Source organism: Sulfitobacter sp. M368, from assembly GCF_025141875.1.
Classification (GTDB): domain Bacteria; phylum Pseudomonadota; class Alphaproteobacteria; order Rhodobacterales; family Rhodobacteraceae; genus Sulfitobacter; species Sulfitobacter mediterraneus_A.
Genome location: NZ_CP081113.1, coordinates 3,800,166 through 3,826,519 on the forward strand (window position 1 = coordinate 3,800,166; position 26,354 = coordinate 3,826,519).

The window sequence follows — 26,354 nt, forward strand, 5'->3', positions numbered from 1 at the left end:
CATCAACCTTGCAGCAGCGATAACGCAATCGCACGGCCAGACATGCCCCCGCCAAACCCGCTCAGCTGATCACGCAGGACGTATTTGGTGATCGCATCCTCACGGGCATCTTCTTGTGAAAAGAGGCTCAAATCATTTGATCCAAAAACTGACGCTGCGCGATCTTTAAAGATTTCAAGCTGCTGGTCGATATCGATTTGCCCAATGGCTGATGGCAGATTCAGCGCCTTTTCAAACAGTTCGCGCAGTGGCGGATCACCCATCACCGTAAACCACTTTGAATCCAATGAAATATCTGCACCCGCGATATCTTCCAGGCTGCGCTGCGCATAAAGCGCTACGCGCATCGCGTCATTTTGCGCCCCTGCAGCCACTTCGAAACTGCCGGTTTCAAAGCGGGCAATGATCGCATCCGCAAAACTTGCCTGACCGGTCTTGAGAAACTCTCCAGGTCCGAAACCAAACGCCTCTGACAATTCCTTGTAACGGGTGTCCGCAAACTTATTGGCGAGTGCATCGTCACTTACCGTGCCCTCCTCCAACACTTTCTTGATGAAATACCGATTGTCGATATCGTCCTGAAGTCCAAAGGCCCCCAGCGCCACACCCAGCAAGCGGCGATCTGAAACAAGGTCATCAGCGGTTGAAACCTGGCCAAGCTTTTCGCGAAAATACTCCGTATCGCGCTGCAATGCTGTCGATTTGGTGAAGGCCTCAAACTGACTGTCGTAGGTTCGTTGTAAGAACCGCCAGCCGGCGAGACCCGCCGCAGGGATCACGGGCTGAAACATCAGCTTGGCCGGATCGCCAAAAGGCGGTCTTCCCTTGCCAGCAAACTGCGCAGCGCTTTCAAGGTTCGGTAATGGTGACCCTCGATCAGGCTTTCGCTCGCCTCTGCCAGGATGCCCCGGCTGTCCGGATCTTTGAAGACCTGGCTAAGCTCCTCGATCTGCCGCAACAAGCCGTGTTGTGCCGTATCGGGTGCACTGTCCCCGGACAACACCAGCTGGACCGCAAAACAGGCGCGGCGCACGGGCGTCTTGGCATCTTCGGGATGGATAGCATCGCGCAATCGCAAAATATGCGCATCTGGTGTCTTGATTGACAGACGGCTGCGGCGATCACCGTTTTCGATGACAGCACCGTTGATCAGCACTCTTTCTTTTGGACTCAACTTCAGGACAAGACCACTCATGTCGATGCCCCTGTTTGCTTGAGCCCCCGCAGAATGGCAGTGTTGATTTCGAGCAAGGCAATGGGTGTCGCCTGCCTGGCAATTACTTTGCTGGTGTGGATATCCGTAAACTCAGCCAGATAGAAAATTCGTGCGCGCAGGTCTGACGGCAAAAGGTTATTGTCATCAGCCACCTCAACAGCAAGTGTGCGCCACAGTTTGCGGTTCTCGTGCAAAGCTTCCAAAAGCTTCGGAAATTTGTCCGCCTCTATTGCCTGCTTTAGCCGGAATGTGATCCGCGCGATGACCTCGTATTCGACACTGCGGTGAGATTTCGTTGGCGCAGTTGTGGGCGCGTAGGCACGTTGTGCCAGATCGGTCGCGTTCATGAGATGTCCTGCCTGCTCTTAAATCGGATTAAAGGCGCATGCGGAGGCGCGATGTCACGCCTCCGCTGTTCTCTTACCGGAAGAGCGAGAGAATGGTTTGAGGTGCCTGGTTGGCGATCGACAGTGCTTGAACACCCAGCTGCTGCTGGGTTTGCAGTGCCTGAAGCCGGGCCGAGGCTGCTTCCATGTCCGCATCAACCAACGAACCGATCCCGGATTTGACCGCGTCATTCAGCTTGCTGATGAAATCACGTTGATCGGCAATTCGTTGAGCGGAGGCGCCAAGTGCGGCAGCCCCGTCGATAGCGACGGTCAAGAAGGCCTCGATCTCGCCAAAGGCTGTTGCCGCCTCGGTCGCATCTGTAATGGCAGAGATGCTGGTGGCATCCAGATTGGTCGTGAAATCCGCCGTGTCTACATCAATCGTTGTTACGGTAGGGGAGGCGTTGCCGACCCGGTCAAGAGAGGACACAACCGTCAGGGCGGTTGCGCCATTGCCATCAATATCGTCCTTGAGCAGGTTCACACCGTTGAACTGGGATCCGTTGGTGATCGCGGTGATTTGGTCAATCTTCTCAAGCATATCCGCGTTGATCTTTGTGAAATCCGCGGTTTCCGATTGGCCCGCGACCGCGAGTTGCTTCATCTCCTTGAGTGTTTCAACGATCTGTTCTGCACCGGCAGATGCAACTGCAACTGTGGATTCACCCACCGCCAGAGAGTTTGAAACGGCTTCAAAACCGGCGACGTCCGATTCCATCACCTTGGAGATCGCCCAGATTGCTGAATTGTCTTTCGCGGATCCGATATCTTTACCTGTTGAGATCGCATTTTGCGTCATCGCCAGATCTTTGTTGATCGACCGCAGCGTTTGCAGGGCCACCATCGCGGAGTTGTTTGTAAGAATGCTCGACATAAGCATAGTCCTTCAGTCATTGACGCTTTGCGTCCGTGAGGTCCCACCCCCCTGGGGCTGGACGAAATGTCGTTCTGACCTGTGCAAACGCCTAATGAAGAGGCTGCGCCATCCGACCTCGGATGCAGGGACAACTTGCCGTCCGGAGCGTTAATACCTTCTGAATGCGCTGCGACGGAGTACCCCGATTTTTATTCAAACGCCCAAATCCGCCCCTCAGGCGCGTTTTTCCACTGAGGCTTCTGCATCCATCTCGATGCGGTGCTTGCGACCATCTGCGCCATAGGTTTCAAGCGATCCCCTGGTTTCGCGTAGAGCTGCCATGCGGCGCGCGACCTCGCGAATGCCCTCAAGTGCCCCGTCGAGCAAAAGCTGGTTTCGGCGCACTTTTCTGTCCAGTGCTTCGAGAGTTCTCAGATCATGTTTCTCCGGATGTTCATTCACCGATCCGATAAGGGCTTCTTTGGCTGAATACATGTCAGCAAGGCGTTCAAGATCACCGCCAAGAAGCGCCTCACGTTCTGCGTCCAACAGGGTGCTCAGATCTTCCAGCGCAAGGTCAGTCAATTGGGGTTGCATCGTTTCTCTCCTTTAGGGATTCAAAAATCGTTTCGCTTAGTCCGATACCTCCGCTGCGCACCATTGCGGCGGCCTGTTCACGTAGCAAAAAAGACGCGAACTGATCCTCTCCCGCACCGCCGCCAAAGGCGCCGCGCGTTTGCCCCAAGCCAGCAGATTTGAGCATTTCAGCCAAAAACGTCGTTTCAAGATCATGTGCTGCGGCACGCAATTTCTGGTCTCGTTCGACCGCAGTCTGGGGTTGATGGGATGGCAGGATTTGCATCGCGTGATCCTTAAATTGCTGCGTATATTTCTCGGTTATCCGCTGTTTCGGTAAACAACAGGTAAGGAGGATCGCGCATACCAGCAGCCACGGGCAGAAACTTCCGGAGGATGCGATGCAATCGTTGATGGGTATACTTACAGGCACAGGCACGGCTGAATCCGCCAAGCAGGGTCCACTTACCCACCTTGCCCCTGTTGACGTTCCGGCAGACGGGGCCGGGGCCACGTTTGGTGATCTGTTCAGGACGCTAATGCCTACTGAGGAGCCAACAGTCCCAGAAAGCATCGAAATGGCTCTGACCGAGAATGATACAAACGTAATCACCTCTCAGTCTGATTCCGCTGATGATCCAGAGGCGCCTCCAATTGCCGGAGAAGGGACATTCACCCAAGAAGCCGAAAATGAGGACCAGGCCAAGTTAAAACACGATCCTGCTTCACTCTCTCCACAAGATGAAATTGCTGCAAAAGTGATGAAAGCTTCGCAGCCCAATATCGAAGAAGGGGCTGCGGTTCATCAGACCAAACCGCTCGCTCCTTCGGCGCGGACCGGCACCGAATTGCGGGCACCTATTCTAGCTCCAGCCCGCACGACGGTGGTCCAACCGAAAGACCCATCCGCCGCCGTGATGCGCGGCGATGCACAACCCGAAACGCTGAATACTCCCGACGCGAAAGGGCCCTTCCATCAACCGGCACCGCCAGCGCAGATGCTGCCTGCAACGGTCCAGACGATCAGGCACCCTTTGCCGCGATTGCAGACCCCGCCTGCAATGGCTGAAACAGAAATTCCGCTGGCGAACCCTGCCACCGTCAATGTAGACCAACCTTCAGCCGCGCATCAGAAAACGGCGGTTCCGCTTGCACATCCAGCAAACATCCAAGTTAAGCTTGAACAACCAAACGCAGCCCATACTGCCGAAACTGTTCAGCCCAAGCAGGCTGCCCTCACGCCAAATCGGGCACCGATTGTGCCCGCGGCGGCGCAGTTACGTGAGCCTTCGACACCTGCCTATCACGAAATCCGACAGCAAGGCATCGCTGCAGCCATGCCCAAGTCCAATGCAGAAAAAGCCGTCGCGCAAACCCCAATCCCTGACAGGGATATGCCGCTTGCCACACATCCCAAGACCCATACTCCAATTCGGCCAGTACCAGACAGAAGCGACTTTTCTATCCATCCCAAAACCAACCCCTCTGCGCCGACAGGTGCACGACCGGCTTCGGCTTTGACCGCAAGTTCTACGCATATCACCGCCAACATGGGGGTACCAATTGCGACGCCAGCTCAGAACATCACGGTTGCAGGACTTGTTCCTGATCATCGCCGCACGACAACAACAAAGACGGCCGAAACCGAACCGGCCAACCGCGCGCCCCTCAAACAGATGTTGCGCGGGTATCAAGCACCCCTCAATCCAATGCCACATGTTTCAAGAGCTGTGGAGAGTCACCGGACAATCGAAAGCCAGCCAACGGCACCGATGCAACAACAGGCGAAAATCGCCGTCCGGCCCTCGGCACAGGTCAGCGTTCCGCCCCTGACCCAGCCCTCGGCGACGTTTCTCACTGACCAACGATCAGCCCATGGTCATATGGCATCCTCAAGCGTGGAGTTTGGGATGGCAGCGCGAACGGATGTGACAGCCGCGCCAAACCCGGCTACACCCGCGGCAGCCAAACCAGAGCTTGCAAACCACATCGCACAGCAGATTGTAGATGTGGTGAAGACCCTTCCCAATCGACCAGTCGAGATCAGCTTGAACCCTGAAGAGTTGGGGCGTCTCAAGTTGCATCTGGTCACGTCCGAGGCGGGTATCGCTGTGCATGTCTCTGCAGAGAGGCCGGAAACAATGGACCTGTTGCGCCGCCACATTGGCATTTTGGATCAAGAGTTTCTGAAGCTTGGGTTTGAGGATGTCGCATTCTCGTTTGCCGGGGGACAAGGGCCACAGGATCAAGCAGACCCGTCCAACGGCCAGTCACCCGAACATCAGGGCGAGATTGCGGATCCGCTTGCGCCCGCTGAGACACCACCCGCGCCCGCCACGCTGCCCCGCGAAGGTGGTCTTGATTTGCGCCTATAGAAAGGTCCGACATGGAAATCACCTCTGCCACATTCCCAGCCACAGGCGGGACCGCCGCATCGCCACAGGCCAATGCTGTCCTGTCCTCGGACTTTGAGACATTTTTGCAAATGCTCACCGCGCAAGCCAAATACCAAGACCCGCTAGAGCCCATTGATTCCTCGGAATATGCCGCCCAACTTGCGCAGTTCTCCATGGTGGAACAACAGGTGAAATCCAATGATCTGCTTTCCGCATTGACCGCGCAATTGGGGGCCAGCAACATGGCGCAGATGTCAGGGTGGATCGGCATGGAAGCCCGGACAACGGCGCCAGTGCATTTTGACGGTGCGCCGCTGACTGTCGCGCCAAACCCTGCGGCGATTGCCGACAATGTGCAGCTTGTCGTCTATGACTCTGTCGGGGCCGAGGTTCAGCGGTTGACGATCCCGACCTCAGCCGAACCGGTCCATTGGGCTGGCGTCACCTCAGGCGGCGCACCCTTTCCGCCCGGCCTTTATCGGTTCGAAGTGGAAAGCCGTGCGCAGGGCGAACTTGTCTTGTCAGAGCCTGCGGAAACATACGGCACAATCACAGAAGCACAGATACATGCAGGCCAGACGCTCTTGGTGCTGGAGGGGGGATCAATTGTGGCGGCGGATGCGGTGACGGGCTTGCGCAGCCCGCCGTTGCTCTGATTAAAGATCCGTCAAAGCAAATCCGGCATAGGCGAAGGGCATGACGGCCCTGCGATATCGGCCCAATTCAAATTTTGCCAAGGGGCGTTGCACGGCCTCGGGATATATATGGTGCGACGGTTTTCCCTGCACCAGATCGGCCAGCAGGGCACCTGAATAACTTGCCATGGCGACACCATTGCCGTGGTAACACAGGCTCGCGAACATCCCCGGCTCACCGGGGACTTCGCCAATAAATGGCATCATCTTGCGGGCGATACAGACCATCCCTGACCAGGCATGCGGCGTTTCCACGTGGCGCCATGCCGGGAACATACGGTCAAAATCTGCACGGGCGCGCTTCATCGCGCGGGCCTCTGAACCGGCTGTTGCCATCAAGCCGCCGCGCACCCCAAACAGCATACGGTTGTCGGGCATAAGCCGAAAGTAATGGAGCAGACTACGGGTATCATAGCTGGCTTGCCGACTGGTCCAGTTTTGCGCAGTCAATTCTTCTTGGGTCATTGGCCGCGTCACGATGATGCTGGACTGCGTCGGCATATAGCGACCGGCGAACCAGGGTGGCAGGTTTTCGGAGGAATACCCGTTGGTTGCAACAATCACCCTGTCTGCCGTCACTTTGCCAGCTGGCGTCACCACAGAGAACCCTTTCGCTGCGCGGCGTACCGAGGTCACTGGGCTGTCGTGACAGATCATTGCGCCTGCTTTTTCAGCCTCCGCTGCCAATCCGGTGATGTATTTTCGCGGGTTCAATCCAAATCCAATCGGGACGGTCAACGCCCCCTGATACCCTGCGTTCATCCCCGCATCCTGCAGATCCTGCGGACCGGCAAGATCAACCTTAACGCCGAAATTTTCAGCGTAGTAATCTGCAGCGCCCTTCATGGCTTCGAAATGGCGGGCGCGGTGGGCAAACATGGTTTCGCCCTTGGAATGGCGATCCACCTCCCAGCCAAAACGCGCAATCAGGTCTTCGACAAGTTTGACCGCCGCCAGTTCTGCCCCGCGCCAATCCGCTCTGCCTTGCCGGCCAAATGCTTTATCGAGCGCGGCATCTTCCAACATACCTCCGCCCAGGCAGCAGAACCCGCCATTCCGACCGGATGCACCCCATCCCACATAATGGCTTTCAAGGACTGTCGCAGAAACGCCTGCTTGCGCCAGATGCAGCGCCGCGGAAATGCCGGTGAACCCGCCACCGATGATGGCAACGTCGCATCGATGCTCTCCAGTCAATGAAGACCTGTCCGGGGCGGCGCAGGTTTTATTCCACCAACAGCCCGCACGGGGACCGTCGCCATAAGCAAAGTCAGGATAGATGCGTGTCATCCGTTGGCGCGTTCCGCGGCTTGCGCATCCTTTTGGGCACGGAGCGAGTTGCGCTTGCTGACCAAAGAGGCGCTGATCACACCCACTGTCACGATGGCAATCATGATCGTGGAAAGTGCGTTGATCTCTGGCGAGACACCTAAACGCACCGCGCTGAAGATCTTGATCGGCAGCGTTGTCGCGGATGGGCCAGATGTGAAGGACGCAATCACCAGATCGTCCAGGCTGAGCGTAAAGGCCAAAAGCCATCCGGAGATAACAGCGGGTGCAATAATCGGCAGGGTCACAAGGCGAAACGCCTCCCAGGGGGAGGATCCCAAATCGAGCGCGGCCTCTTCCAAGGAACGGTCAAAGGAGACCAGCCGCGATGAAACAACGACAGAGACGTAGCACATCGAAAATGTCGTATGCGCCAGAACAATGGTCAAAACACCGCGATCCAGCCCAATCCCGATAAACAGCAGCAGCAGCGACAGGCCGGTGATCACTTCGGGCATCACAAGCGGTGCGTAAATCATACCGGAAAACAAGGTGCGCCCCAAAAACCGCCCGCCTCGCACCAAAACGTAGGCCGCCATCGTGCCCAGAATGGTCGCAAAGGTCGAGGAAATCACTGCAACTTTCAGCGTGACCCATGCGGCATCCAAAAACGCCTCATTCTGGATCAACTCGCCATACCATTTGGTCGAGAAACCGGCCCAAACCGTGACCAGTTTGGATGCGTTGAAACTGTAGATCACCAGAATGACCATCGGCAAATACAGAAAGGCAAACCCGAGGGTCAGCGACGTGACGTTGAACCAGCTTAAGCGCCTCATTGCTCTGCCTCCGCCTGTTTCTGCTGGTTGCGCTGGAACAGCACAATCGGGATCACAAGGATCAGCAACAAGATAACCGCAACGGCGCTGGCGACCGGCCAATCGCGGTTGTTAAAGAATTCCTCCCACAGAACCTTGCCGATCATCAGTGTCCCTGATCCGCCCAAAAGCGATGGGATCACAAACTCACCCAGCGCCGGAATGAACACAAGGAACGATCCTGCAGTGATGCCGTTTTTGGACAGTGGAATGGTCACAAGCCAAAATGCCTGCATCCGGGAACATCCCAGATCTTCCGCGGCTTCGTTCAATGAATCATCGAGCCGGTCCAATGCGGCATAAATCGGCAGGATCATGAACGGCAGATAGGTATAGACGATACCGATATAGACAGCGGTGGTCGTGTTCAGAATCGTCAGCGGATCATTGATCAGACCCAGCCATTGCAAGAACTGGTTCAATAGACCCTCATTGCTCAGAATGCCCATCCACGCATAAACGCGGATCAGGAATGAGGTCCAGAACGGCAGAATCACCAACATCATCAAGGTTGGCCGCCATTCTTCGGGCGCGCGGGCCATGCCGTAGGCAATGGGATAGCCTACGACCAACGTCAGAACGGTAGAGATAACCGCGATCTTGAGAGAGCTGAGATAGGCTTTCCAGTAAAGATCATCTTCGGTCAGGAAGACAAAATTCTCAAAATCCAACTCGGCCAGAAGGGCAAATAATCCATCCCGCATGGTTGGTGAATAGGGCGGGATCGCAAGTGCGGTATCCGACAGCGAGATCTTGAATACAATCAGGAACGGCACCAGAAACAGCAGCAAGAGCCACAGATAAGGAACTGCGATCAGGGCGGCGCGGCGCATCATTGGTCCAGCAAAACGCCGGCGGTGGCGCTCCATGAGATCCACACCGGATCTTCCCAAGTGATGTCGCGGCGGGCCAGGCGGCGCGTGTTGGCCGTTTGGGCCTTGATGATCTGACCGCCGGGCAATTCGACGTGATAGGTGCTGAGATTCCCGAGATAGGCGATATCAAGTACCTTGCCTTGCATCGCGTTTGGCGCATCTTCCGGCTTTTCGGTCGAAATACGGATTTTCTCGGGGCGAATGGCCAAATGGGCCTGCTGCCCTTCGGTAAATGGTTTGGCCGAGGTGGCCTTGATCGGGGACTGACCATCGGCCCAGTTGAGATCATACATCTGTTCACCAGAGGCCTTTGCCGTCGCCTGAATGATGTTCACATCGCCAATGAAATCCGCCACATAAACGGAGTTGGGGTATTCGTAAATTGCGGCGGGCGTGGACACCTGAATGATGCGGCCTTCGTCCATGACCGCCACGCGGGAGGCAACTGTCATGGCCTCTTCCTGATCGTGGGTCACAATCACAAAGGTCGTGCCGGTGGTCTCTTGAATATCCATCAGCTCAAATTGCGTATCTTGCCGCAGCTTTTTGTCCAGTGCGCCCAAAGGTTCATCCAGCAGCAACAGTTTTGGTGCCTTGGCCAAAGACCGGGCCAGTGCCACACGCTGCCGCTGGCCACCAGAAATCTGGTGCGGCTTGCGCTGTGCAAATTTTTCGAGCCGGGTGAGTTTGAGCATTTCCTCAACACGGGCACTGATCTCTTCTTTTGATTTGCGATCGCGGCGGAGGCCAAATGCAATGTTTTCCCAGATCGAAAGGTGCGGAAACAGTGCATAGGATTGAAACATCATATTCACGGCCCGCTTGTTTGGCGGCACCGGGCCGATGTCCTGACCGGCCAGTTCGATCCGGCCATCGCTTGGCGTTTCAAACCCGGCCAACATCCGCATCATGGTGGTCTTGCCGCAGCCGGATGGACCAAGCAGGGCAAAAAATTCCTGTTCAAAGATATCCAGCGTCAAATCATCAATCGCGACGAATTCACCAAACTTCTTGGTGACATTCTGAAAGCGGATGAGAGGCTTTTCATTGGGATCATCCCAAGGCGCAAAAACGGTTTGGCTCACGGCTGGCAATCCTTCGTTCGGCCCATTTGATCGGGCATGTAAAAAGGGCAAGGCATTGCTGCCTTGCCCCGTTTAGATTTTAGGTACCGGACTTGATCTTGGTCCACATCCGGGTCACCAGACGCTGGGTCTTGGGGCCGTAAGGCGATGTGGTGTAGAGATTTTCAAGTGTCGCGGCATCAGGGTAAATCGCGGTATCCCCGATCACGTCTTCCTCAAGAAATTCCTGAGACGCCAGATTGCCATTGGCGTAGTAAACGTAGTTGGAGGCCGCAGCCATGTTTTGCGCGTCCAAGATAAAGTTCAGGAACTTATGCGCGGCATCAGGGTTCGGCGCATCCACCGGAATTGCCATGTTATCAAACCACATCAACGCACCTTCGGACGGCGCGTAATATTCGATCTCAACGCCATTCTCCGCTTCGGCCGCACGATCGCGCGCCTGAAGAATATCACCGGACCAGCCGAATGCGACGCAGATGTCACCATTGGCCAGAGCATTGATGTATTCAGAGCTGTGGAATTTTTGCACAAAGGGCGCGACCGGGGTCAGAACATCCTCGGCCTTTGCAATCACGTCTTTGTCCTGGCTATCGGGGTCTTCACCGATGTAGGCCAGCGCCGCAGGGATCATCTCCGCTGGGGCATCAAGGAAATGCACACCGCAACCCGCCAGTTTCTCCATGTTGGCGGGATCAAAAATCAGTGAAAGCGAACCGACCGGCGCATCCTCACCCAATACTTCTTTGACCTTGCCGATGTTCACACCGATACCTGTGGTGCCCCACATGTAGTTGATCGCATATTCGTTGCTTGGGTCATATTTCTTGAGACGGTCTTCGATGACGTCCCAAAGATTGTCTTTGTTCGGCAGCTTGGACATATCCAGCTTCTGAAACGCACCTGCGCTGATCTGGCGCTGCAAGAAGGTGCCGGAGGGCACAACAACGTCATAACCGGATCCACCGGCCAGCATTTTGGTTTCCAGCACTTCGTTGCTGTCAAACACGTCATAGATCAATTCGATGCCGGTTTCGGTCTCGAACTTTTCCAACAGACTTTCGTCGATATAATCGGACCAGTTGTACACGCGTACTTCTTCGGCCATGGCACTGACCGCCGTCAAAGCCGTCACGGCAAGGCCGCCAAGAATTCGGTTTTTCATAGTAAGCTCCCATCAAGTGACCGGGTTGACCCCGGCCTTACGTTAATTTGATCAAGTTTTGCGTCTTCGAGCAAGATGATTTATGGTTTCACGCACGACGCATTGGTGCAAGGTGCCGTTACAGCGTAGAAATTGGGCAACAGAAAATGACGAAAGACGTGATCTCGGCCAGTGGCGAAAACGGTGCGGACACTTCCGTAAAAACACCGGCGCATCAACATGTCTATGAAGAGCTGCGCCAAATGATTCTCTTTGGTGATCTGGCCCCCGGCCAGGCGGTAACAATTCAGGGATTGACCAAACAATTGGGCGCAGGGATGACCCCAGTGCGCGAAGCGTTGCGCAGATTGATCTCCGAAGGGGCGCTTACCCATCAGGGCAACCGCCGCGTTAGCGTACCAGAGTTAACGGAAAGCTGCGCCGATGAGCTTTATTTTATGAGAAAAACGCTTGAATCGGAACTGACCCGTCGCGCGGCGGAACGCATGACGCCAGAACGGCTTGCGGCACTTCGATCCTGCGACAGAGACCTCAACCAAGCCATCGCTTTGGGCGATGTGGGGGGGTATCTGACGCATAACTATCGGTTTCACAGCATGATCTACGACGGTGCAGATGCCCCGATCATGAGTGCCACCGTGGACCGGCTTTGGCTGCGCTTTGGGCCTTCTTTGCGGGTCATCTGCGGGCGGTTCGGAACCAGCAACCTACCGGACAAACACAAAGACCTGCTTGAAGCACTCGCACAGAACAACACTGAGGCGGCGGTGGCGGCCATGGCAGAAGACGTCGAACAGGGGATGCTTCAGGTTCAGGCTGCTTTTGAAGAAGGTCAGCAGGCCAACTGATTCGATTGACTTCGGATAATTTGATCATATTCTGCGCTCAATCCGTTAGGCCATTATTGAAAGGCGCAGAATCATGTCTATCATCTCCAATCACCTCCCGACTGATGAATTGCAGGCGTTGGATGCCGCGCATCACCTGCATCCATTTTCGGAGAACGAGGCGCTGGGCAAAAAGGGCGCGCGCGTCATCACCCGTGCCGATGGCGTCTATCTGACCGACAGCGAAGGCCACGAGATACTGGATGCAATGGCGGGCCTGTGGTGCGTCAACATCGGATACGGGCGCGAAGAAATGAGCCAGGTCGCAGCCCGGCAGATGCTTGAACTGCCGTTCTACAACACTTTCTTTCAGACAACCCATGTGCCGGTCATCGCATTGGCTGCAAAACTGGCAGAGATCGCCCCCGGTGATCTGAACCATGTGTTTTTTGCCGGTTCCGGCTCTGAGGCGAATGACACCAACCTGCGGATGGTGCGGACCTACTGGGCGCAGAAGGGCCAGCCGGAAAAAAGCCATGTGATCAGCCGTAAAAACGCCTATCACGGCTCGTCCGTCGGGTCCGGATCATTGGGTGGCATGACCTACATGCACGAACAGGGCGGTATGCCCATTCCCGGCATTCACCACATCGCACAACCCGATTGGTGGGCCGAAGGCGGCGATCAGACGCCCGAAGACTTTGGTCTTGCCTGTGCCCAAGAACTTGAAGCGAAAATTCTTGAGCTTGGCGCAGACAAGGTCGCGGCCTTTATTGGCGAACCTGTGCAAGGCGCGGGCGGCGTCGTTGTGCCACCCAGCACCTATTGGCCCGAGATTCAGCGGATTTGTAAGAAATATGATGTTCTGCTGATTGCCGATGAGGTGATCTGCGGCTTTGGGCGGACCGGGAACATGTTTGGGTCCGAAACTTTTGGTATCAAGCCCGATATCATGACTGTCGCCAAGGGTCTCAGCTCTGGCTATGCGCCCATCGGTGGGTCCATCGTCAGTGACGAAGTGGCCGCAGTGATCAGCGCTTGTGAGTTTAACCATGGTTATACTTATTCGGGACATCCCGTGTGCGCCGCTGTCGCGCTTGAGAACCTGCGCATCATCGAGGAAGAGAAGATTCTCGACCACGTGCGCAATGTTGCAGCGCCGGCGCTCAAGGCTGCTTTTGACAAACTGGCGGAGCATCCGCTGGTGGGCACCATCAATATGTCCGGCCTGATGGCATCCATTCAACTGGCACCCATCAAGGGCAGCCGCGCCCCCTTTGCAGGCGAGCAAGGGGCAGTGGGTTATATCTGCCGCGAGAACTGTTTTGCGCAAAATCTCGTGATGCGCCACGTGGGTGACCGGATGATTGTCTCCCCGCCCTTGGTCATCACCCCTGAAGAGATCGAGGTATTGGCCACCCGCGCCAAGGCAGCATTGGATGCGACCTATGCTGAGCTTCAGGAAAAAGGCATGCTCAAGGCAGCATCATAAGAAGCATCCCTGTAGGCCGGGCATTTCTCGGCCTACAGCGCCCTCAAACGCTCAAGCAGGCGCAAGGAGGGATAGCCATCTGGCAAAAAACCTTTGGCCTTTTGAAAGTTGCGCACCGCATTGATGGTCAGCGGCCCCATTTTCGCGTCAATTTTGATGGTGTCAAATCCGGCCGCCGTTAGCCGTTTTTGGAGCTCAATCCGTTCATCATAAGTCAGGGCGCGGTCGCCACGAGGCCAATCATGGCGGATCGGTCCCGCACCCTTGATCCGGTCACTGAGATGCCCGACACCGATCACATAGGCATCCGCCGTGTTGTACCTTTCCAGAACTTCAAAATTATCGAACACCAGGAATGCCGCACCCTGTGCACCGCCGGGCAACAACACCGATGCAATGCCGTAATCGGCCACCGGTCCGTTTGCTCCCGCGATACCCAGCGCGGCCCATTCGCTTGGCAGTTTGGCAAGATCACGCCGGGCCAGCGTGTAATCAAAGTCATTGGGCAATGACACTTCAACACCCCAAGGCTGCCCTTTGGCCCATCCGAAATGTTTGAGATATGCGGCGGTAGAGGCCAATGCATCCTTCGGGTCATCCTCCCAGATGTTCCGCTTTCCGTCGCCATCGTAATCCACCGCATGGGCCTGAAATGATGAAGGCATAAATTGCGTATGCCCCATCGCCCCCGCCCAACTGCCACGCATCCGCGATTTGTCTGTGTCACCCGATTGCAAAATGGTCAGCGCATGGATCAGTTCCGCCTCAAAGAAAGCGGCGCGGCGGGCATCGTAGGCCAAAGTCGCCAGCGAATTGATGACATTATCACTGCCGCGAAAGGTGCCATAGGCGCTTTCCAATCCCCAGATCGCGGTGACCACTTCTTTTTCAACACCGTAACGCGCTTCGATTTGTGTCAGTGTCTCCTGCCATTGGGCCAGGGCCTTGCGCCCGTTTGCAATGCGCAGATCCGACACGGCGGTATCCAGATAGTCCCAGATCGTCTTGGTAAACTCCGATTGGTTCCGATCGCGTTTGATCACCTGTGCATCATAGCGCAGCCCGGTCATCGCGCTGTCGAAGGTCTGGGCAGAAACACCTTGCGCCATCGCGCGCGGGCGAAAATCCGCAATCCAATCTTGCAGCCCTGCAGGCTCTTGCGCGGACACTCCTGCAACGGCAATCATGGCACTGCGTTGACCCGGTGGCCGAGACGATGTTTCAGGCCCCGCCGCCAGTGCCAGAACCGGCGCAATGACCAATGACATCGCACAAATAATACTGCTGATCCGCATCAATTTTTCCTGCTGCCTACATGGCCATCTTATCAGCTTTTGTCATCCGCAGAAGTGTCGGTTCCGCTTGGGCGGCATCTTGCCCGCTCCTCCGCTTCAGCCCGCAGTTGTTGCATATATTCACGCAACATCGGCACCCTGCGTGGCCGGAAACTTTGCCCTGTGCGCCGCAGATCATCCATCCGGTCAAGGCGAAACACCCTGAAATCCCGGCGCAGATGACACCACGCCATCAGCATATTGGTGTCCTGCATATAGACGATCCCCAATGGATCGACCTCGCGTATCGACGGGGCACCTTTCGCATCCACATATGAAAACGCCACAGTTTCTTCGGCCCATGTCGCCGCCCGCAGATCCGCCACGTCGATACGCGGCGGTTCGGGACGAAAGAAACGGCGGGCATCCAGAATTGCGTGTTGCAGGCGATGGGCCTGCCGGGGCGGCACCCGCGCGGTCAGCTTGGCAAGCGCTGATTCGGCAGCGCGTGACAGGGCCGGGTCACCGATCACCGCAACATCGCGTAGGCCCAGCACCAGCGCCTCAAGCTCATCATCCTCAAAACCAAGCGGTGGCAAGGCGGCATCTTCGATCAGGGTGTAGCCAAACCCAGCCTCACCATCGATCACCGCACCCAACCCGCGCAACGCATCAATGTCACGGTAAACCGTGCGCAACGATACATCCATTTCATTCGCCAACTGCACCGCCCGAACGGGCGCCGGCAGGCGGCGCAAAGTCGTCATCATCTGGAAAAGGCGATGGGTGCGGGTCATTTCCGAAACATATCCTATCCTGTCAGAAATTGACAGTATCGAATGTTACTCCAGCATCAGAAACAGGAGACTGCAATGATCACCCTCTACACCTACAAACCCGCATTTGGCGAACCTGCTGCCAGCCCGTTCTGTACCAAAGCCATTTGGCTTTTGAATATGTCCGGGCAGGAATGGCAGCGCAAAGACCTCGCCGATCCACGTAAAATGCCCAACCAGAAGCTGCCGGCGATCAAGGCCGATGGCCGGTTGATCCATGACAGCGACAATATAAGATGCCATCTGGAGGGTCTTGGCGCCGACTTCGATGCCGGATTATCCGATATGGAAAAGGCAACCTCGCGGGCGTTCATACGCATGGCGGAAGAGCATATGTATTTCCACATTGTCGCGGACAGGTGGTGCAACGATGCGGTTTGGCCGGCGATCCGGGAAACGTATTTTGACAGCATTCCCAAAATCTTGCGCCGCTTGATCACCGACAAATTGCGAAAGTCAGTCATTCAAGGCATGCAATTTCAGGGCCTTGGACGCTGGTCCGAGGACGACCGCCTCGCAAGGCTTGAGCCGGATCTACAAGCCATCTCAACCCGCCTGTGGCTCGGGGCCTATCTGTTTGGCGACAGGCCCACGGCAGCGGATGCATCGGTTGCGGCGATGCTCGCCAATATGAGAGCCACGCCGGGCAAGACCCCGCTCAAGACCCGTGTCGCCGAGGATGAAGTGCTTTGCCGTTACATTGATCGGGTCAGCACTGCATTGGGAAAGCCTTGGATCACCGACGGCTCCGCGTCACTTTGCGCTTGATCTTGTCTTTCTTGCGCTTGGCTTTATGCGCTTTGCCGCGTGGGCTGCGGCCCGCGGGGCTGCGCGAGCCTTGTTTGACCTTCTGATCCTCGATCTCAAGCAGCTCCAGTGCGATCCCGCCCGTGACCGGCACAGCTTCGGAAAGCCGTACTTTGACCCGCTGACCCAAGCCAATAGTCATTCCGGTGTCAGACCCCATCAGGGTCTGACTATCCGCATCATGATGGAAATATTCGCGCCCCAGATTGCGCATCGGAATAAGCCCATCCGCGCCGGTTTCGTCCAGTTTCACAAACACGCCAAACCGGGCGATCCCGCTGGTCCTGCCAGTCATCTCGCTGCCAACACGTTCGGACAGATATGACGCGAGATAGCGATCTGTCGTATCCCGCTCCGCCATCATCGAGCGGCGCTCGGTGTCCGAAATATGCGCCGCTGTTTGCTCCAGTCGCTCAATCTCTTCGGGGCTCAACCCGTCTTTACCCCAACCATGCGCCGTGATCAAAGCACGGTGAACGATCAAATCGGCATAGCGGCGAATGGGCGAGGTGAAATGCGCATAAGACCGCAATGCCAGCCCAAAATGGCCAAGATGCTGCGGCGCGTAATAGGCCTGCGTCATCGAGCGGAGCGTCGAGATGTTGATCAGCTCCGCCTCGTCACTACCCGCCGCATCGTTCAACAACCTGTTCAAATGCGCGGTCTGCAGCACCTGCCCCTTGGCCAGTTTGAATCCAGCCGCCTGCGCGGTTTCCCGGAGGCTTTCAAGTTTTTCGGGTGAGGGTTCCTCATGGACCCGGAACAGCAGATCCACCTTCTTTGCCAGCAAGGTTTCCGCCGCGGACACATTGGCCAGCACCATGAATTCTTCGATCAACCGATGCGCGTCCAGCCGATCCTTGAAATTCACGGATCTGACCGTCCCGTCTGCATCAAGTTCGATCCGTCGTTCCGGCAAATCGAGATCTAGCGGCTGGCGCTCTGCGCGGGCCTGCTTCAACGCCTCGTAGGCGGCGTATAGCGGTTTGAGCACCGGCTCCAACAATGCTTCGGTGCGATCATTCGGCTGGCCGTCCACTGCGTCCTGCACCTCTTGATAGTGCAGCGATGCCGGAGATTTCATCAACCCCCGGTGAAAGCTGTGCCGCAACTTGTTGCCCTTTGGGTCAAGCACCATGCGCACGGCAATACAGGCCCGCGGCACGCCTTCATGCAGGCTGCATAGATCCCCCGAAAGGCGATCCGGCAGCATTGGCACCACCCGGTCTGGGAAGTAGGTGGAATTGCCCCGCCGACGCGCCTCTTGGTCCAGTGGCGATCCGGGCGTGACATAGGCCGCCACATCCGCAATCGCGACCCAGACGACATGACCACCTTCGTTCTTGGGGTCATCATCCGCATGGGCGTAACAGGCATCATCGTGGTCCCGCGCATCAGATGGGTCGATGGTGATCAGCGGCATCTCCCGCAGATCCTCGCGCCCTTTCAGGCCCATAGGTTTGGCCGCATCGGCCTGCGCGATCACGTCATCGGGAAACTGGTCTGGAATGCCGTGTTGATGAATTGCGATCAGTGACACAGCTTTGGGCGCGGACGGGTCACCCAGACGGTCAACAATCCGTGCCCGTGGCAGGCCCATTCGGCCCTTTGGACCGGCCAGTTCACCCTCGACCAACTCACCGTCCTTGGCGCCGTAAGTGGCGTCATCAGCCACGATCCATTCCTTGTCAGACCCTTTGTCGATGGGAATGATACGTCCGCCTTCGGTGCGCTTGCGGAAAATGCCCAACACCTTCTTGGGATTGGTCCCGATGCGCCGGATCAGCCGCGCCTCATAGTGATGTTCTTCGTTCTTGATCAGCGTAAGCCGCGCCAGAATACGATCCCCTTCGCCCAGCGCCGGATCAGAGGCACGCGGCAAGACCAGAACACGCGGTTCCTGCCCTTCGCCCTGCCATTCCATCGGCTTGGCATAAAGATCGCCGTCACGGTCCGGACCAGTGACCACCAAAACGGAGACCGGTGGCAGACGGTCGGGGTCTTGATAGCTGCGATTGCGTTTTTCCAGATGGCCTTCGGCTTCCAGCTCTTTCAGCACGCGCTTGAGGTCGATACGCGCGGCCCCTTTGATCCCGAACGCCTTGGCGATGTCACGCTTGGCGGTCAGGGTCGGGTTCTGGGTGATCCATTCGAGAATTTCGGGTTTGGAGGGGATTTTGCTCATATCCCTCAGGTAGCACGCGACCTGCCGCGCGTCATCGCAAATCGTCGGCGGTGTCTATGTCACGCAGTGGCGTAATTTCCGCAATCCGGTGGCCCGAAAGCGTTGCCCGGCTGTCCGAAAGCGCATGAGGGCTGGACCAACGCACACCGGCAAAAAACCCCGCAGGCTGACGTGCGGGATGTTTCAGCCCGACGAGCCAATATCCACCATCGGGCGCAGGTCCAAATACCGCATCATGATCGCCCAGCGCTGCAAAGGCTTCGGCAATATGGTGGCGTGTGATGCCGGGAATATCCGCCCCAATCACGCAAGCGGGACCGGGCGCAGACAGGCGCAGCATCCGCGCCATACGTTCGCCCAGGTCACCGCGCCCTTGCGGCAATCGCGGGAAGTGTGCCGGCCAATTGCGGCTTTTCAGCCCCTCCACATCCGGGGCAACGGCCAGAACGACCTGCCAACGTGGATCTTCGATCCGCCGCAGCAGACGGCGGGTCTGATGGCGAAACCACCAGGCCGCTGCAGTCATTCCGATGTCGCGCCCGAGCCGCGTTTTGACACGCCCGGGGCGCGGTTCCTTCACCATTACGATGAGGGTGGCGTTTTTCACGCAAAATAGTCCTGAAGAATGCGGCCATAAATCGCCTTGAGCTGATGGATATGATCCACCTTCACATGTTCATCGACCTTATGCATCGATTGACCGACCAAACCAAATTCAACCACCGGGCAATGATGTTTGACAAATCGGGCGTCTGACGTGCCGCCGGACGTGGACAACACCGGCTGAACGCCGGTTTCCGCTTTCACGGCCTTGCCGATCAAGTCCGACAGGGGTCCGGGTGGGGTGATAAAGCTCTCGCCGGAAATCTTGACGCTCATCTCGATCTCAACGCCAAATTCGTCACGGATGAGGGAATTTTCCTGCTCCAACCATTTGGTCAGGCTGGCGCCTGAGTGCAGATCGTTGAACCGGATGTTCAGACCCGCAGAACAGCTTGCCGGGATAACATTCGTCGCCGGATTTCCGGTATCGACAGTAACTACGGCAAGGGTGGATGCATCAAAGTGATCGGTGCCCTGGTCCAGCTCATGGGAGGCCAGCTTGTCCACAAGCCGCACCATCGCATTCAGCGGATTATTGGCGCGGTGCGGATAGGCCGAATGGCCCTGCACTCCGGTCACGGTGATCTTTGCGTTCATCGAACCACGACGTCCGATCTTCATCATTTCGCCCATGGTTTCCGGGCAGGTTGGCTCCCCGACCAAGCACACATCCATGCGCTCGCCATGATTTTCCATGTATTCAAGCAACGCCGTGGTGCCATCCAGCGCGTCGCCCTCTTCGTCACCCGTGATGGTCAGAATGATCGATCCATCGGGCGGCGTGTCCTTCACAAAATCTACGGCTGCGGCAGCAAAGGCAGCAACGCCAGATTTCATGTCCGTGGTGCCACGCCCATACATGATCCCGTCTTTCACCTCCGCGCCAAAGGGGGGCATGGACCAATCCTGGGGATTGCCAATGGGCACGACATCGGTGTGACCATTGAACCCAAAGGATCGTGTGTTGCCCTTTTTGCCCCAACGGGCGAACAGGTTGCGAATGCCGCCCCGATCCGCCCAGGCACATTCGAATCCGGCCTCGCACAGCAGATCATGCAGGATCTCCAACGCCCCTTCATTGGCAGGGGTGACAGAGGCACAGCGCACAAGCTGCGCGGTCAATTCGGCGGGATCAACACCGGGCATGGCGGTTCCTTTTGGCTAGGTCAGTGAAATTTGCCCTGTTTTGTGGCGAAAAACACGCGATGCCAAGGGGGATGGCCGAGAAAAGGTTAACAGTTCCTAAATCCTCGTGTTAAGTTTGTGTCAATAATATGACCCGAGGCAGGGCGCAGCAGCATACCGCAGATGACAAAACCGGAAAAATCCGGCCGCGTTTGCATCCAAGATCATTCGCATGGGAAAACCATGCAGGCTGCCACGTTCTGTCCGAACCAGAGGTTTGAGGCACAATGGTAGCAGCGTCGGAACTTCCTATCGAAACGGTGCGCGAGGGCACAACCGCGCTTGATATGGCGCAGGCGATCTTTGGCAATGGCGTCACGGTCACTGGCGCAACTTACTACGGTGATCGCGACAGCGCGGGTATTTACTCAAACGGCGACAGCGTTGCGCCGGGTGTCACGCCATCTGATACCGGCGTGATCATGTCCACGGGTGAGGCTGAGGATTTCACCAACTCCAGCGGTCAATCCAACCAAAGCACAAACACCGGCACCAATACCTCTGGCAGCAACAACGTCAGCATGTACAACAACCACTCCGGCGCGCGCACCTATGATGCCGCGACGCTGGATGTGGATTTCATCCCCGATGCGGCCACAATGACAATGCAGTTTGTGTTCTCATCCGAGGAATACCCCGAATTTCAAAACTCGATCTATCAGGATTTTGTGGGTGTCTGGGTCAATGGCGATCTGGTGCCGATGGATGTTGGCAACGGCGATACCGATCCGGGTAACGTCAACACCACGAATAACATCAACATGTACGTCAACAACCAGTCTGACGATTACAACACCGAGATGGACGGTTTTACCATCACGATGACCCTGACGATGGCTGTCACACCGAATGTGGTCAACTCCATGCGGATCGCCATCGCGGATGTGTCGGACAACCAGTTCGATTCAAATCTGTTGATTGCAGGCAACTCTGTTCAGACCAGCCTTGTTGCGGTGTCCGATAACATTGACCTTTATCCAGACGGCGACAAAGACATCGATGTTCTGGCCAACGACATCAACAACACACCCGGCAGCACCCTGACAATCACCCAGATCAACGGACAGGATGTCGTTGCCGGTGACACGATCACGCTGCCCACAGGGCAAACGGTCAAGCTGAACCCAAATGGCACCTTTACGGTGACGGGTGATGGCGATGTCGAGAACTTCAACTTTACTTATACCGTCGACAACGGCAGTGATGTTGATGTCGGCTTTGTCAACGCAACGGGTGTGCCTTGCTTTGTCGCGGGGACAATGATCGCAACGCCTGACGGCGAACGCCCTGCCGAGACCTTGATGCCGGGTGATCTGGTGCTGACCCAGGATGACGGGCCACAGCCACTGCGCTGGATCGGAACCCGCACGGTAAAGGCGGAAGGCGAGTTTGCACCGATTCACATTCGCGCCAATACCTTTGGCGATCACCGCGACCTGTTGGTGTCTCCGCTGCACCGGGTCTTGATCCGTGACAATCTGGCAGAGCTTTTGTTTGGTGAGGCAGAGGTGCTGGTCGCCGCGCGTGATCTGGTCAATGATCGCTCCGTTCGGCGCAAGCCAGGCGGCGATGTGACCTATGTTCACCTGCTGTTTGACCGCCATCAGGTGGTGTTCTCCGAAGGTTTGGAAACAGAAAGCTATCTGCCGGGCCCTCAAACCAACAAGAGTTTTGAAACTGAAGTCGTGGCAGAGATATGCGCATTGTTCCCTGAGATTGATCCCGAAACGGGCATTGGCTATCCGCCCGCTGCACGGCGAACCTTGAAACGGTTTGAGGCAGATTTGCTGCGCTCTGGACAGGTGGCCTAAGATGACATGGCTTGCCCTCAGTGATCACGACGACCGGCGGCTTTCCCTGCGTGGACTGGGCGCTGACAAGAAAGACAGACCGCTGCTGCCTGATCACCCACGCAGTTTGCTCAACCGCGGCACGATCATGTTCGAGACCCGGCTGTCACCGGATGGCAAGCCGCAGGTATTGTTCGGTTACAAGACAACCTATCCTGAATTGCGCAGCTTGACCTTTCAGGCGATCCCCGGTGGCGGCATCGCGATGGTACAGGTGCAGGATCAGGACATCTGCCATGCTGCGATCCAGAGGTCCGAGACCGGTCGCACAGATGTTGTCCGTATCACCTATTCATGGGACTGCGCCGCCAATTGGGCACGGATGACGCTGGAGCGGCCAGAGGATGCACAAATCTCGCATGCCTATATCGAAGTGCCCAAACCGCTGCCGCTTGATGACATCCGCGACCTGATGTTGGGGCGCAATGATCACAGCTTTTCAGCCGATATGATCTTTGCCGCGCTTTCGAACAAGATTGAGCCGATTGGCCCCATGCCGAGCCTGTTGCCAAGCACACCTGTCGCGACCCCGCGCGGATACAAAGAAGTGGGGCAGTTGCAGCGCGGCGATACCGTCTTGACGGGGAACGCAGGTACGGTTCCGGTTCTGCACAGTCTTGACCGGATGGTCCCGGCGCGCGGAAGTTATCGCCCTGTGCGGTTGCGGGCGCCCTATTTTGGCTTGCAACAGGACATCATCGTGTCTCCCGATCAAAGATTGATCATCGATGGGCCAGAGGTGGAATACCTGTTCAACCAAGAGGCGGTTCTGGTGCCCGCCCGCCATCTGGTTAATGGCTTTGCCGCGTTGGAGGAACCCTGCGGACCGGTCATTCGCTATGCCCAGTTGTTGTTGCCTTCCCATGAGACATTGCTCGCCGCTGGCACCACGCTGGAAAGCCTTTATATCGGGCGTATCCGGCGCAATGGCCAACATCTGGCCAACAGCCTGTTGCGTTCTTTCGACCGGGGCTCCCTGCCCGAACATGGACGCCCCGCGCACCATGTCTTGCGCTGGTATGATGCCATCCACCTGGCGCGTCAGCGGGCGGCCTGATTTCGGAGTGGCAAACCAAGGAAAGCGCGGCGCGGCGATCCTTGCCTCATTCCGGTGAGGGCAGTTCCTTGTCAAAGAACGGGGTCATCTGTGCCACGATGACGGCGTTTTCCTCTAATGCCCGCTGCATCAAGGCGCGTTCTTCGTCGCCGATCTCTTGTCCGTCGGCCTCACGTTCCTCCATGGTGCCGTAGCCGGTGACATCCAATGGATTTGTGTCCGCCTGTTTGAGAATGGCAACGGTTTCGCGCACGGCTTCGGCCTCATCTATGCCGGAGGCAAAACACATAAGGGCCGCACCGGTTGCCTTGTCCGGCAAGCCATCACCCTCTTTGCGGCCAATCTGAACCAGCAGGGTAAACACCTGTTGGCGTGATTTCTTTTTGGCTTTCTTAGGATCAGACATGACAAGGGCCACCTTTTCTGTGTGAAAGGCAGCCCTAGCGTGATCTGTGGGAATTGAAAAGCCTCGGCTCAGGGCCGGCTGCGAAAGGCGTTGATCGCCGCGATCAGGATGCAGGCCCCAACAACACCGGCAAACAATTGTCCAATCCAGCCACCCAGCGACGAGCCGAAGATAAACCCAAGGATCGCATTGAACAGCATCGCACCAACGATGCCCATGAAGACATTCAGCAGCAGACCATGGTCACGCTTCATTATCTTTTCAGCAATCCAGCCGGCAAGCGCCCCGACGATCAGCGCCGCAAACCATCCAAGTCCCGTCATGTCGTTCTCCTTCACCTTGTTGGAAGGAGAACGCACCACCGCTATGTTTGGTTCCCGCGAGGCAGATCAGTCGCGCAGCAGCTCGTTGATGGATGTCTTGGAACGGGTCTTTTCGTCCACGCGTTTGACGATCACGGCGCAGTAAAGGTTCACGCCATTTTTAGACGGCATGGAGCCCGCAACCACAACGGAACCAGACGGCACTTCGCCATACATGACTTCGCCGGTTTCGCGGTCCACGATCTTGGTCGACTGGCCAATGAACACGCCCATGCCCAGAACCGAACCCTCACGCACGATACACCCCTCAACAACCTCAGACCGCGCCCCGATAAAGCAGTTGTCTTCGATGATGGTTGGACCTGCCTGCATCGGCTCCAACACGCCGCCGATGCCAACGCCGCCAGACAGATGCACGTTCTTACCGATCTGGGCGCAAGAGCCAACGGTCGCCCATGTGTCGACCATCGTGCCGCTGTCGACATAGGCGCCGATGTTCACGAAAGAAGGCATCAACACCACGCCGGGCGCAATGAAGGCCGATTTGCGAACCACACAGTTTGGCACCGCACGGAAACCGGCAGCTTTCCACTGGTTGTCGCCCCAGCCTTTGAACTTGCTGTCAACTTTGTCCCACCAGCCTGCGCCTTGTGGACCGCCCTCTTGGTGTTCCATGTCCTTGATACGGAAGCCAAGCAGAACCGCCTTTTTGGCCCATTGGTTCACATGCCAAGATCCGTCTGCCTGTTTTTCGGCGACCCGCAGTTTGCCGCTGTCCAGCGCGTTCAGGGTGTCTTCGATGGCCTCGCGCACTTCGCCCGTGGTGGCCGAGGTGATCTGATCGCGGGTGTCCCATGCTGCCTCAATGGCGGTTTCCAGCTGCGCGTTCGACATATCCGTATCTCCAATTTCAATTCTCAGGCTTGTCGCGGGCTATAGCCGCTCCCCCCCCTTGGATCAATCGGGCATTCCGACCGCCACATCACCTTCAAAACCGCCGCCCGCCCACGCAAAAGCGCCAAAGATGTCACGGATCAGCGGCCATGCCCCTTTGCTGAAAGGCCTTTATTGAGTTTTTCTTGCCAAATGAGGATGGGATTCGGCCAAATTGCGAGGGCGCTGGTTCATGAAATCGGATCGGGGGCCGGGTTTGCCCCGCAGAGCAGAACAGCGACCTTTTCGCCCGGCTCTGGCTGGTAGGCGCCGCTCATCAAGGCGGCGAGCGCGGCAGCGCCAGCCGGTTCGACCAGAATGCGCCATTCACGCCAAAGTGCCACCTGCGCAGCGATGATCGCATCATCATCCACCAATACGGACGCGCCCAGATGGGCCTGCGCCAAACCAAAACAAATATCGCCAATGCGCCGTGCACCAAGGGCATTGGCTGCGACACCCGACACCGGCACATCGCAAGGTTCCCCGTATTCCAGCGCCTTATGCAACGCACAGCAATGGCGCGGTTCAACGCCCACCACCTTGCGGCGGCCCTGAAGCCAGCCAAGCGCACCTCCGATCAAACCTCCGCCTCCCACAGCGATCAGCACGGTGTCGGCATCAAGGCCCTGGGCCTCCCATTCCGCCATCATGGTGCCTTGGCCCGCGACTGTGCCCGGCGCGTCATAGGCATGGATCTGCATCGCACCGGTTTTGGCCTCATGGGCCTGTGCGGCGGCAAGCGCATTTGCATATTCACCGGAGACAACAGTCAGTTCCGCGCCTGTGCGGCGGATCAGATCAATTTTTGCAGGACCGGCCAGTTCAGGCACAAAAATATGGGCGTCATGGCCCAGCGCCTTGGCCGCATGGGCCACAGCCGCACCATGATTGCCGCCGCTGGCCGCAACAACGCCGCCCTTCGGTACATTTGTGGACAGCAAGGTGTTGAACGCTCCGCGTGCCTTGAACGTGCCGGTGTGCTGCATATGCTCAAGTTTCATGTTGACCGGATAGGACAAACCAAAGCTGCGGGTGGTGATCACCGGCGTTTCGCGAACATAGGGCGCAACCCGTGCTTTTGCCGCCTCAATCTCAGCTTTCCAATCCATGATCACGCTCCTGTTGCTGGTGCTCAAAGCGCAAACCCTATAGCTCTGGACCAAACGCGCAAGC

At 56.9% G+C, this 26,354-nt stretch carries 27 protein-coding genes; 7 read left to right on the top strand and 20 right to left on the bottom strand.

Going from position 1 to position 26,354, the window contains the following annotated elements; all coding sequences use genetic code 11:
• Positions 1-2 precede the first annotated feature (2 nt).
• From K3754_RS18760 to K3754_RS18785, 6 genes are all read right to left on the bottom strand, one after another.
• A complete protein-coding gene (locus K3754_RS18760; RefSeq protein WP_259939500.1) occupies positions 3-791 on the bottom strand; it encodes a DUF1217 domain-containing protein in 789 nt (262 codons plus the stop codon).
• Positions 791-1,195 (bottom strand): flagellar biosynthesis repressor FlbT, encoded by a 405-nt coding sequence (gene flbT, locus K3754_RS18765; protein ID WP_259939503.1) that lies wholly within the window; start codon positions 1,193-1,195, stop codon positions 791-793. The genes K3754_RS18760 and flbT overlap by 1 nt, the downstream gene beginning before the upstream one ends.
• Entirely contained in the window at positions 1,192-1,563 is a 372-nt protein-coding gene (gene flaF, locus K3754_RS18770; RefSeq protein WP_259939506.1) for a flagellar biosynthesis regulator FlaF, read from the bottom strand. The genes flbT and flaF overlap by 4 nt, the downstream gene beginning before the upstream one ends.
• Positions 1,564-1,636: 73 nt before the next feature.
• On the bottom strand, positions 1,637-2,479 hold the full coding sequence (locus K3754_RS18775; RefSeq protein WP_259939508.1) for a flagellin: 843 nt from the start codon (positions 2,477-2,479) through the stop codon (positions 1,637-1,639).
• 216 nt (positions 2,480-2,695) lie between these two features.
• Complete coding sequence (locus tag K3754_RS18780) at positions 2,696-3,058, bottom strand: flagellar biosynthesis protein FlgN (protein ID WP_231024181.1); 363 nt, start codon at positions 3,056-3,058, stop codon at positions 2,696-2,698.
• Positions 3,039-3,323 carry a rod-binding protein gene (locus tag K3754_RS18785; RefSeq protein ID WP_203212252.1) on the bottom strand — a complete coding sequence of 95 codons (285 nt, stop codon included), beginning with the start codon at positions 3,321-3,323 and terminating at the stop codon, positions 3,039-3,041. Before K3754_RS18785 ends, K3754_RS18780 begins: the two co-directional genes overlap by 20 nt.
• Positions 3,324-4,947: 1,624 nt before the next feature.
• Between K3754_RS18785 and K3754_RS18790 the strand changes: the two genes are divergently transcribed.
• Positions 4,948-5,412, top strand: a complete 465-nt coding sequence (locus tag K3754_RS18790; protein ID WP_259939511.1) for a flagellar hook-length control protein FliK — start codon at positions 4,948-4,950, stop codon at positions 5,410-5,412.
• Positions 5,413-5,423: 11 nt separating this feature from the next.
• Positions 5,424-6,089: a flagellar hook capping FlgD N-terminal domain-containing protein gene (locus K3754_RS18795; protein WP_259939514.1), complete on the top strand. Its 666-nt coding sequence runs from the start codon at positions 5,424-5,426 to the stop codon at positions 6,087-6,089.
• On the opposite strand, the gene K3754_RS18800 is transcribed toward K3754_RS18795, so the two are convergent.
• The 5 genes from K3754_RS18800 to K3754_RS18820 all read right to left on the bottom strand — a co-directional run bounded on the left by K3754_RS18800 (position 6,090) and on the right by K3754_RS18820 (position 11,400).
• Complete coding sequence (locus K3754_RS18800; RefSeq protein ID WP_259939517.1) at positions 6,090-7,418, bottom strand: FAD-binding oxidoreductase; 1,329 nt, start codon at positions 7,416-7,418, stop codon at positions 6,090-6,092.
• A complete protein-coding gene (locus K3754_RS18805) occupies positions 7,415-8,236 on the bottom strand; it encodes an ABC transporter permease (RefSeq protein ID WP_025049290.1) in 822 nt (273 codons plus the stop codon). The genes K3754_RS18800 and K3754_RS18805 overlap by 4 nt, the downstream gene beginning before the upstream one ends.
• Positions 8,233-9,108 carry an ABC transporter permease subunit gene (locus tag K3754_RS18810; protein ID WP_259943414.1) on the bottom strand — a complete coding sequence of 292 codons (876 nt, stop codon included), beginning with the start codon at positions 9,106-9,108 and terminating at the stop codon, positions 8,233-8,235. Before K3754_RS18810 ends, K3754_RS18805 begins: the two co-directional genes overlap by 4 nt.
• A complete protein-coding gene (locus K3754_RS18815) occupies positions 9,108-10,235 on the bottom strand; it encodes an ABC transporter ATP-binding protein (protein ID WP_259939524.1) in 1,128 nt (375 codons plus the stop codon). Before K3754_RS18815 ends, K3754_RS18810 begins: the two co-directional genes overlap by 1 nt.
• 79 nt (positions 10,236-10,314) lie before the next feature.
• Complete coding sequence (locus tag K3754_RS18820) at positions 10,315-11,400, bottom strand: polyamine ABC transporter substrate-binding protein (protein ID WP_203209663.1); 1,086 nt, start codon at positions 11,398-11,400, stop codon at positions 10,315-10,317.
• Positions 11,401-11,546: 146 nt separating this feature from the next.
• On the opposite strand from K3754_RS18820, the gene K3754_RS18825 reads away from it, so the two are divergent.
• The gene (locus K3754_RS18825; RefSeq protein ID WP_259939528.1) at positions 11,547-12,248 is read left to right on the top strand and encodes a GntR family transcriptional regulator; all 702 of its coding nucleotides are present in this window, start codon (positions 11,547-11,549) and stop codon (positions 12,246-12,248) included.
• Positions 12,249-12,321: 73 nt separating this feature from the next.
• On the top strand, positions 12,322-13,719 hold the full coding sequence (locus tag K3754_RS18830; RefSeq protein ID WP_259939531.1) for an aspartate aminotransferase family protein: 1,398 nt from the start codon (positions 12,322-12,324) through the stop codon (positions 13,717-13,719).
• Between the two features lie 32 nt (positions 13,720-13,751).
• Here the strand turns inward: K3754_RS18830 and K3754_RS18835 are convergent, their stop codons facing one another.
• Positions 13,752-15,014: a lytic murein transglycosylase gene (locus K3754_RS18835; protein WP_259939533.1), complete on the bottom strand. Its 1,263-nt coding sequence runs from the start codon at positions 15,012-15,014 to the stop codon at positions 13,752-13,754.
• Positions 15,015-15,046: 32 nt separating this feature from the next.
• Complete coding sequence (locus K3754_RS18840) at positions 15,047-15,790, bottom strand: YafY family protein (protein WP_203209659.1); 744 nt, start codon at positions 15,788-15,790, stop codon at positions 15,047-15,049.
• Between the two features lie 75 nt (positions 15,791-15,865).
• Here K3754_RS18840 and K3754_RS18845 point away from each other — a divergent pair, with 75 nt between their 5' ends.
• Positions 15,866-16,597 (top strand): glutathione S-transferase family protein, encoded by a 732-nt coding sequence (locus K3754_RS18845; RefSeq protein ID WP_259939537.1) that lies wholly within the window; start codon positions 15,866-15,868, stop codon positions 16,595-16,597.
• On the opposite strand, the gene rnr is transcribed toward K3754_RS18845, so the two are convergent.
• From rnr to dapE, 3 genes are read right to left on the bottom strand one after another with little or no spacing between them, the layout of a single operon-like run.
• Complete coding sequence (rnr, locus tag K3754_RS18850; RefSeq protein WP_259939540.1) at positions 16,566-18,821, bottom strand: ribonuclease R; 2,256 nt, start codon at positions 18,819-18,821, stop codon at positions 16,566-16,568. The two genes, K3754_RS18845 and rnr, sit on opposite strands and share 32 nt — an antisense overlap.
• Before the next feature lie 31 nt (positions 18,822-18,852).
• Complete coding sequence (locus K3754_RS18855; protein WP_203212251.1) at positions 18,853-19,404, bottom strand: TIGR04282 family arsenosugar biosynthesis glycosyltransferase; 552 nt, start codon at positions 19,402-19,404, stop codon at positions 18,853-18,855.
• Between the two features lie 20 nt (positions 19,405-19,424).
• A complete protein-coding gene (dapE, locus tag K3754_RS18860; RefSeq protein WP_259939543.1) occupies positions 19,425-20,570 on the bottom strand; it encodes a succinyl-diaminopimelate desuccinylase in 1,146 nt (381 codons plus the stop codon).
• 266 nt (positions 20,571-20,836) lie between these two features.
• On the opposite strand from dapE, the gene K3754_RS18865 reads away from it, so the two are divergent.
• Positions 20,837-22,420: a Hint domain-containing protein gene (locus tag K3754_RS18865; RefSeq protein WP_259939546.1), complete on the top strand. Its 1,584-nt coding sequence runs from the start codon at positions 20,837-20,839 to the stop codon at positions 22,418-22,420.
• Position 22,421: 1 nt separating this feature from the next.
• Positions 22,422-23,516, top strand: a complete 1,095-nt coding sequence (locus K3754_RS18870; RefSeq protein WP_259939549.1) for a Hint domain-containing protein — start codon at positions 22,422-22,424, stop codon at positions 23,514-23,516.
• A 46-nt stretch (positions 23,517-23,562) separates the two neighbouring features.
• On the opposite strand, the gene K3754_RS18875 is transcribed toward K3754_RS18870, so the two are convergent.
• The 4 genes from K3754_RS18875 to K3754_RS18890 all read right to left on the bottom strand — a co-directional run bounded on the left by K3754_RS18875 (position 23,563) and on the right by K3754_RS18890 (position 26,290).
• Positions 23,563-23,922, bottom strand: coding sequence for a hypothetical protein (locus K3754_RS18875; RefSeq protein ID WP_203209653.1), 360 nt, complete (start codon positions 23,920-23,922; stop codon positions 23,563-23,565).
• A 68-nt stretch (positions 23,923-23,990) separates the two neighbouring features.
• A complete protein-coding gene (locus tag K3754_RS18880) occupies positions 23,991-24,245 on the bottom strand; it encodes a GlsB/YeaQ/YmgE family stress response membrane protein (RefSeq protein ID WP_259939553.1) in 255 nt (84 codons plus the stop codon).
• 66 nt (positions 24,246-24,311) lie between these two features.
• Positions 24,312-25,139 carry a 2,3,4,5-tetrahydropyridine-2,6-dicarboxylate N-succinyltransferase gene (dapD, locus tag K3754_RS18885; protein WP_203209651.1) on the bottom strand — a complete coding sequence of 276 codons (828 nt, stop codon included), beginning with the start codon at positions 25,137-25,139 and terminating at the stop codon, positions 24,312-24,314.
• Positions 25,140-25,369: 230 nt separating this feature from the next.
• Complete coding sequence (locus K3754_RS18890) at positions 25,370-26,290, bottom strand: threonine/serine dehydratase (protein WP_259939556.1); 921 nt, start codon at positions 26,288-26,290, stop codon at positions 25,370-25,372.
• Positions 26,291-26,354 lie beyond the last annotated feature (64 nt).

What these genes read in the sequence shown, in the direction of transcription:
- K3754_RS18760 (WP_259939500.1), bottom strand. Translation starts at nt 791, where the DNA reads ATGTTTCAGCCCGTGATCCCTGCGGCGGGTCTCGCCGGCTGGCGGTTC.
- flbT (WP_259939503.1), bottom strand. Translation starts at nt 1,195, where the DNA reads ATGAGTGGTCTTGTCCTGAAGTTGAGTCCAAAAGAAAGAGTGCTGATC.
- flaF (WP_259939506.1), bottom strand. Translation starts at nt 1,563, where the DNA reads ATGAACGCGACCGATCTGGCACAACGTGCCTACGCGCCCACAACTGCG.
- K3754_RS18775 (WP_259939508.1), bottom strand. Translation starts at nt 2,479, where the DNA reads ATGTCGAGCATTCTTACAAACAACTCCGCGATGGTGGCCCTGCAAACG.
- K3754_RS18780 (WP_231024181.1), bottom strand. Translation starts at nt 3,058, where the DNA reads ATGCAACCCCAATTGACTGACCTTGCGCTGGAAGATCTGAGCACCCTG.
- K3754_RS18785 (WP_203212252.1), bottom strand. Translation starts at nt 3,323, where the DNA reads ATGCAAATCCTGCCATCCCATCAACCCCAGACTGCGGTCGAACGAGAC.
- K3754_RS18790 (WP_259939511.1), top strand. Translation starts at nt 4,948, where the DNA reads ATGGCAGCGCGAACGGATGTGACAGCCGCGCCAAACCCGGCTACACCC.
- K3754_RS18795 (WP_259939514.1), top strand. Translation starts at nt 5,424, where the DNA reads ATGGAAATCACCTCTGCCACATTCCCAGCCACAGGCGGGACCGCCGCA.
- K3754_RS18800 (WP_259939517.1), bottom strand. Translation starts at nt 7,418, where the DNA reads ATGACACGCATCTATCCTGACTTTGCTTATGGCGACGGTCCCCGTGCG.
- K3754_RS18805 (WP_025049290.1), bottom strand. Translation starts at nt 8,236, where the DNA reads ATGAGGCGCTTAAGCTGGTTCAACGTCACGTCGCTGACCCTCGGGTTT.
- K3754_RS18810 (WP_259943414.1), bottom strand. Translation starts at nt 9,108, where the DNA reads ATGCGCCGCGCCGCCCTGATCGCAGTTCCTTATCTGTGGCTCTTGCTG.
- K3754_RS18820 (WP_203209663.1), bottom strand. Translation starts at nt 11,400, where the DNA reads ATGAAAAACCGAATTCTTGGCGGCCTTGCCGTGACGGCTTTGACGGCG.
- K3754_RS18825 (WP_259939528.1), top strand. Translation starts at nt 11,547, where the DNA reads ATGACGAAAGACGTGATCTCGGCCAGTGGCGAAAACGGTGCGGACACT.
- K3754_RS18830 (WP_259939531.1), top strand. Translation starts at nt 12,322, where the DNA reads ATGTCTATCATCTCCAATCACCTCCCGACTGATGAATTGCAGGCGTTG.
- K3754_RS18835 (WP_259939533.1), bottom strand. Translation starts at nt 15,014, where the DNA reads ATGCGGATCAGCAGTATTATTTGTGCGATGTCATTGGTCATTGCGCCG.
- K3754_RS18840 (WP_203209659.1), bottom strand. Translation starts at nt 15,790, where the DNA reads ATGACCCGCACCCATCGCCTTTTCCAGATGATGACGACTTTGCGCCGC.
- K3754_RS18845 (WP_259939537.1), top strand. Translation starts at nt 15,866, where the DNA reads ATGATCACCCTCTACACCTACAAACCCGCATTTGGCGAACCTGCTGCC.
- rnr (WP_259939540.1), bottom strand. Translation starts at nt 18,821, where the DNA reads ATGAGCAAAATCCCCTCCAAACCCGAAATTCTCGAATGGATCACCCAG.
- K3754_RS18855 (WP_203212251.1), bottom strand. Translation starts at nt 19,404, where the DNA reads ATGGTGAAGGAACCGCGCCCCGGGCGTGTCAAAACGCGGCTCGGGCGC.
- dapE (WP_259939543.1), bottom strand. Translation starts at nt 20,570, where the DNA reads ATGCCCGGTGTTGATCCCGCCGAATTGACCGCGCAGCTTGTGCGCTGT.
- K3754_RS18865 (WP_259939546.1), top strand. Translation starts at nt 20,837, where the DNA reads ATGGTAGCAGCGTCGGAACTTCCTATCGAAACGGTGCGCGAGGGCACA.
- K3754_RS18870 (WP_259939549.1), top strand. Translation starts at nt 22,422, where the DNA reads ATGACATGGCTTGCCCTCAGTGATCACGACGACCGGCGGCTTTCCCTG.
- K3754_RS18875 (WP_203209653.1), bottom strand. Translation starts at nt 23,922, where the DNA reads ATGTCTGATCCTAAGAAAGCCAAAAAGAAATCACGCCAACAGGTGTTT.
- K3754_RS18880 (WP_259939553.1), bottom strand. Translation starts at nt 24,245, where the DNA reads ATGACGGGACTTGGATGGTTTGCGGCGCTGATCGTCGGGGCGCTTGCC.
- dapD (WP_203209651.1), bottom strand. Translation starts at nt 25,139, where the DNA reads ATGTCGAACGCGCAGCTGGAAACCGCCATTGAGGCAGCATGGGACACC.
- K3754_RS18890 (WP_259939556.1), bottom strand. Translation starts at nt 26,290, where the DNA reads ATGGATTGGAAAGCTGAGATTGAGGCGGCAAAAGCACGGGTTGCGCCC.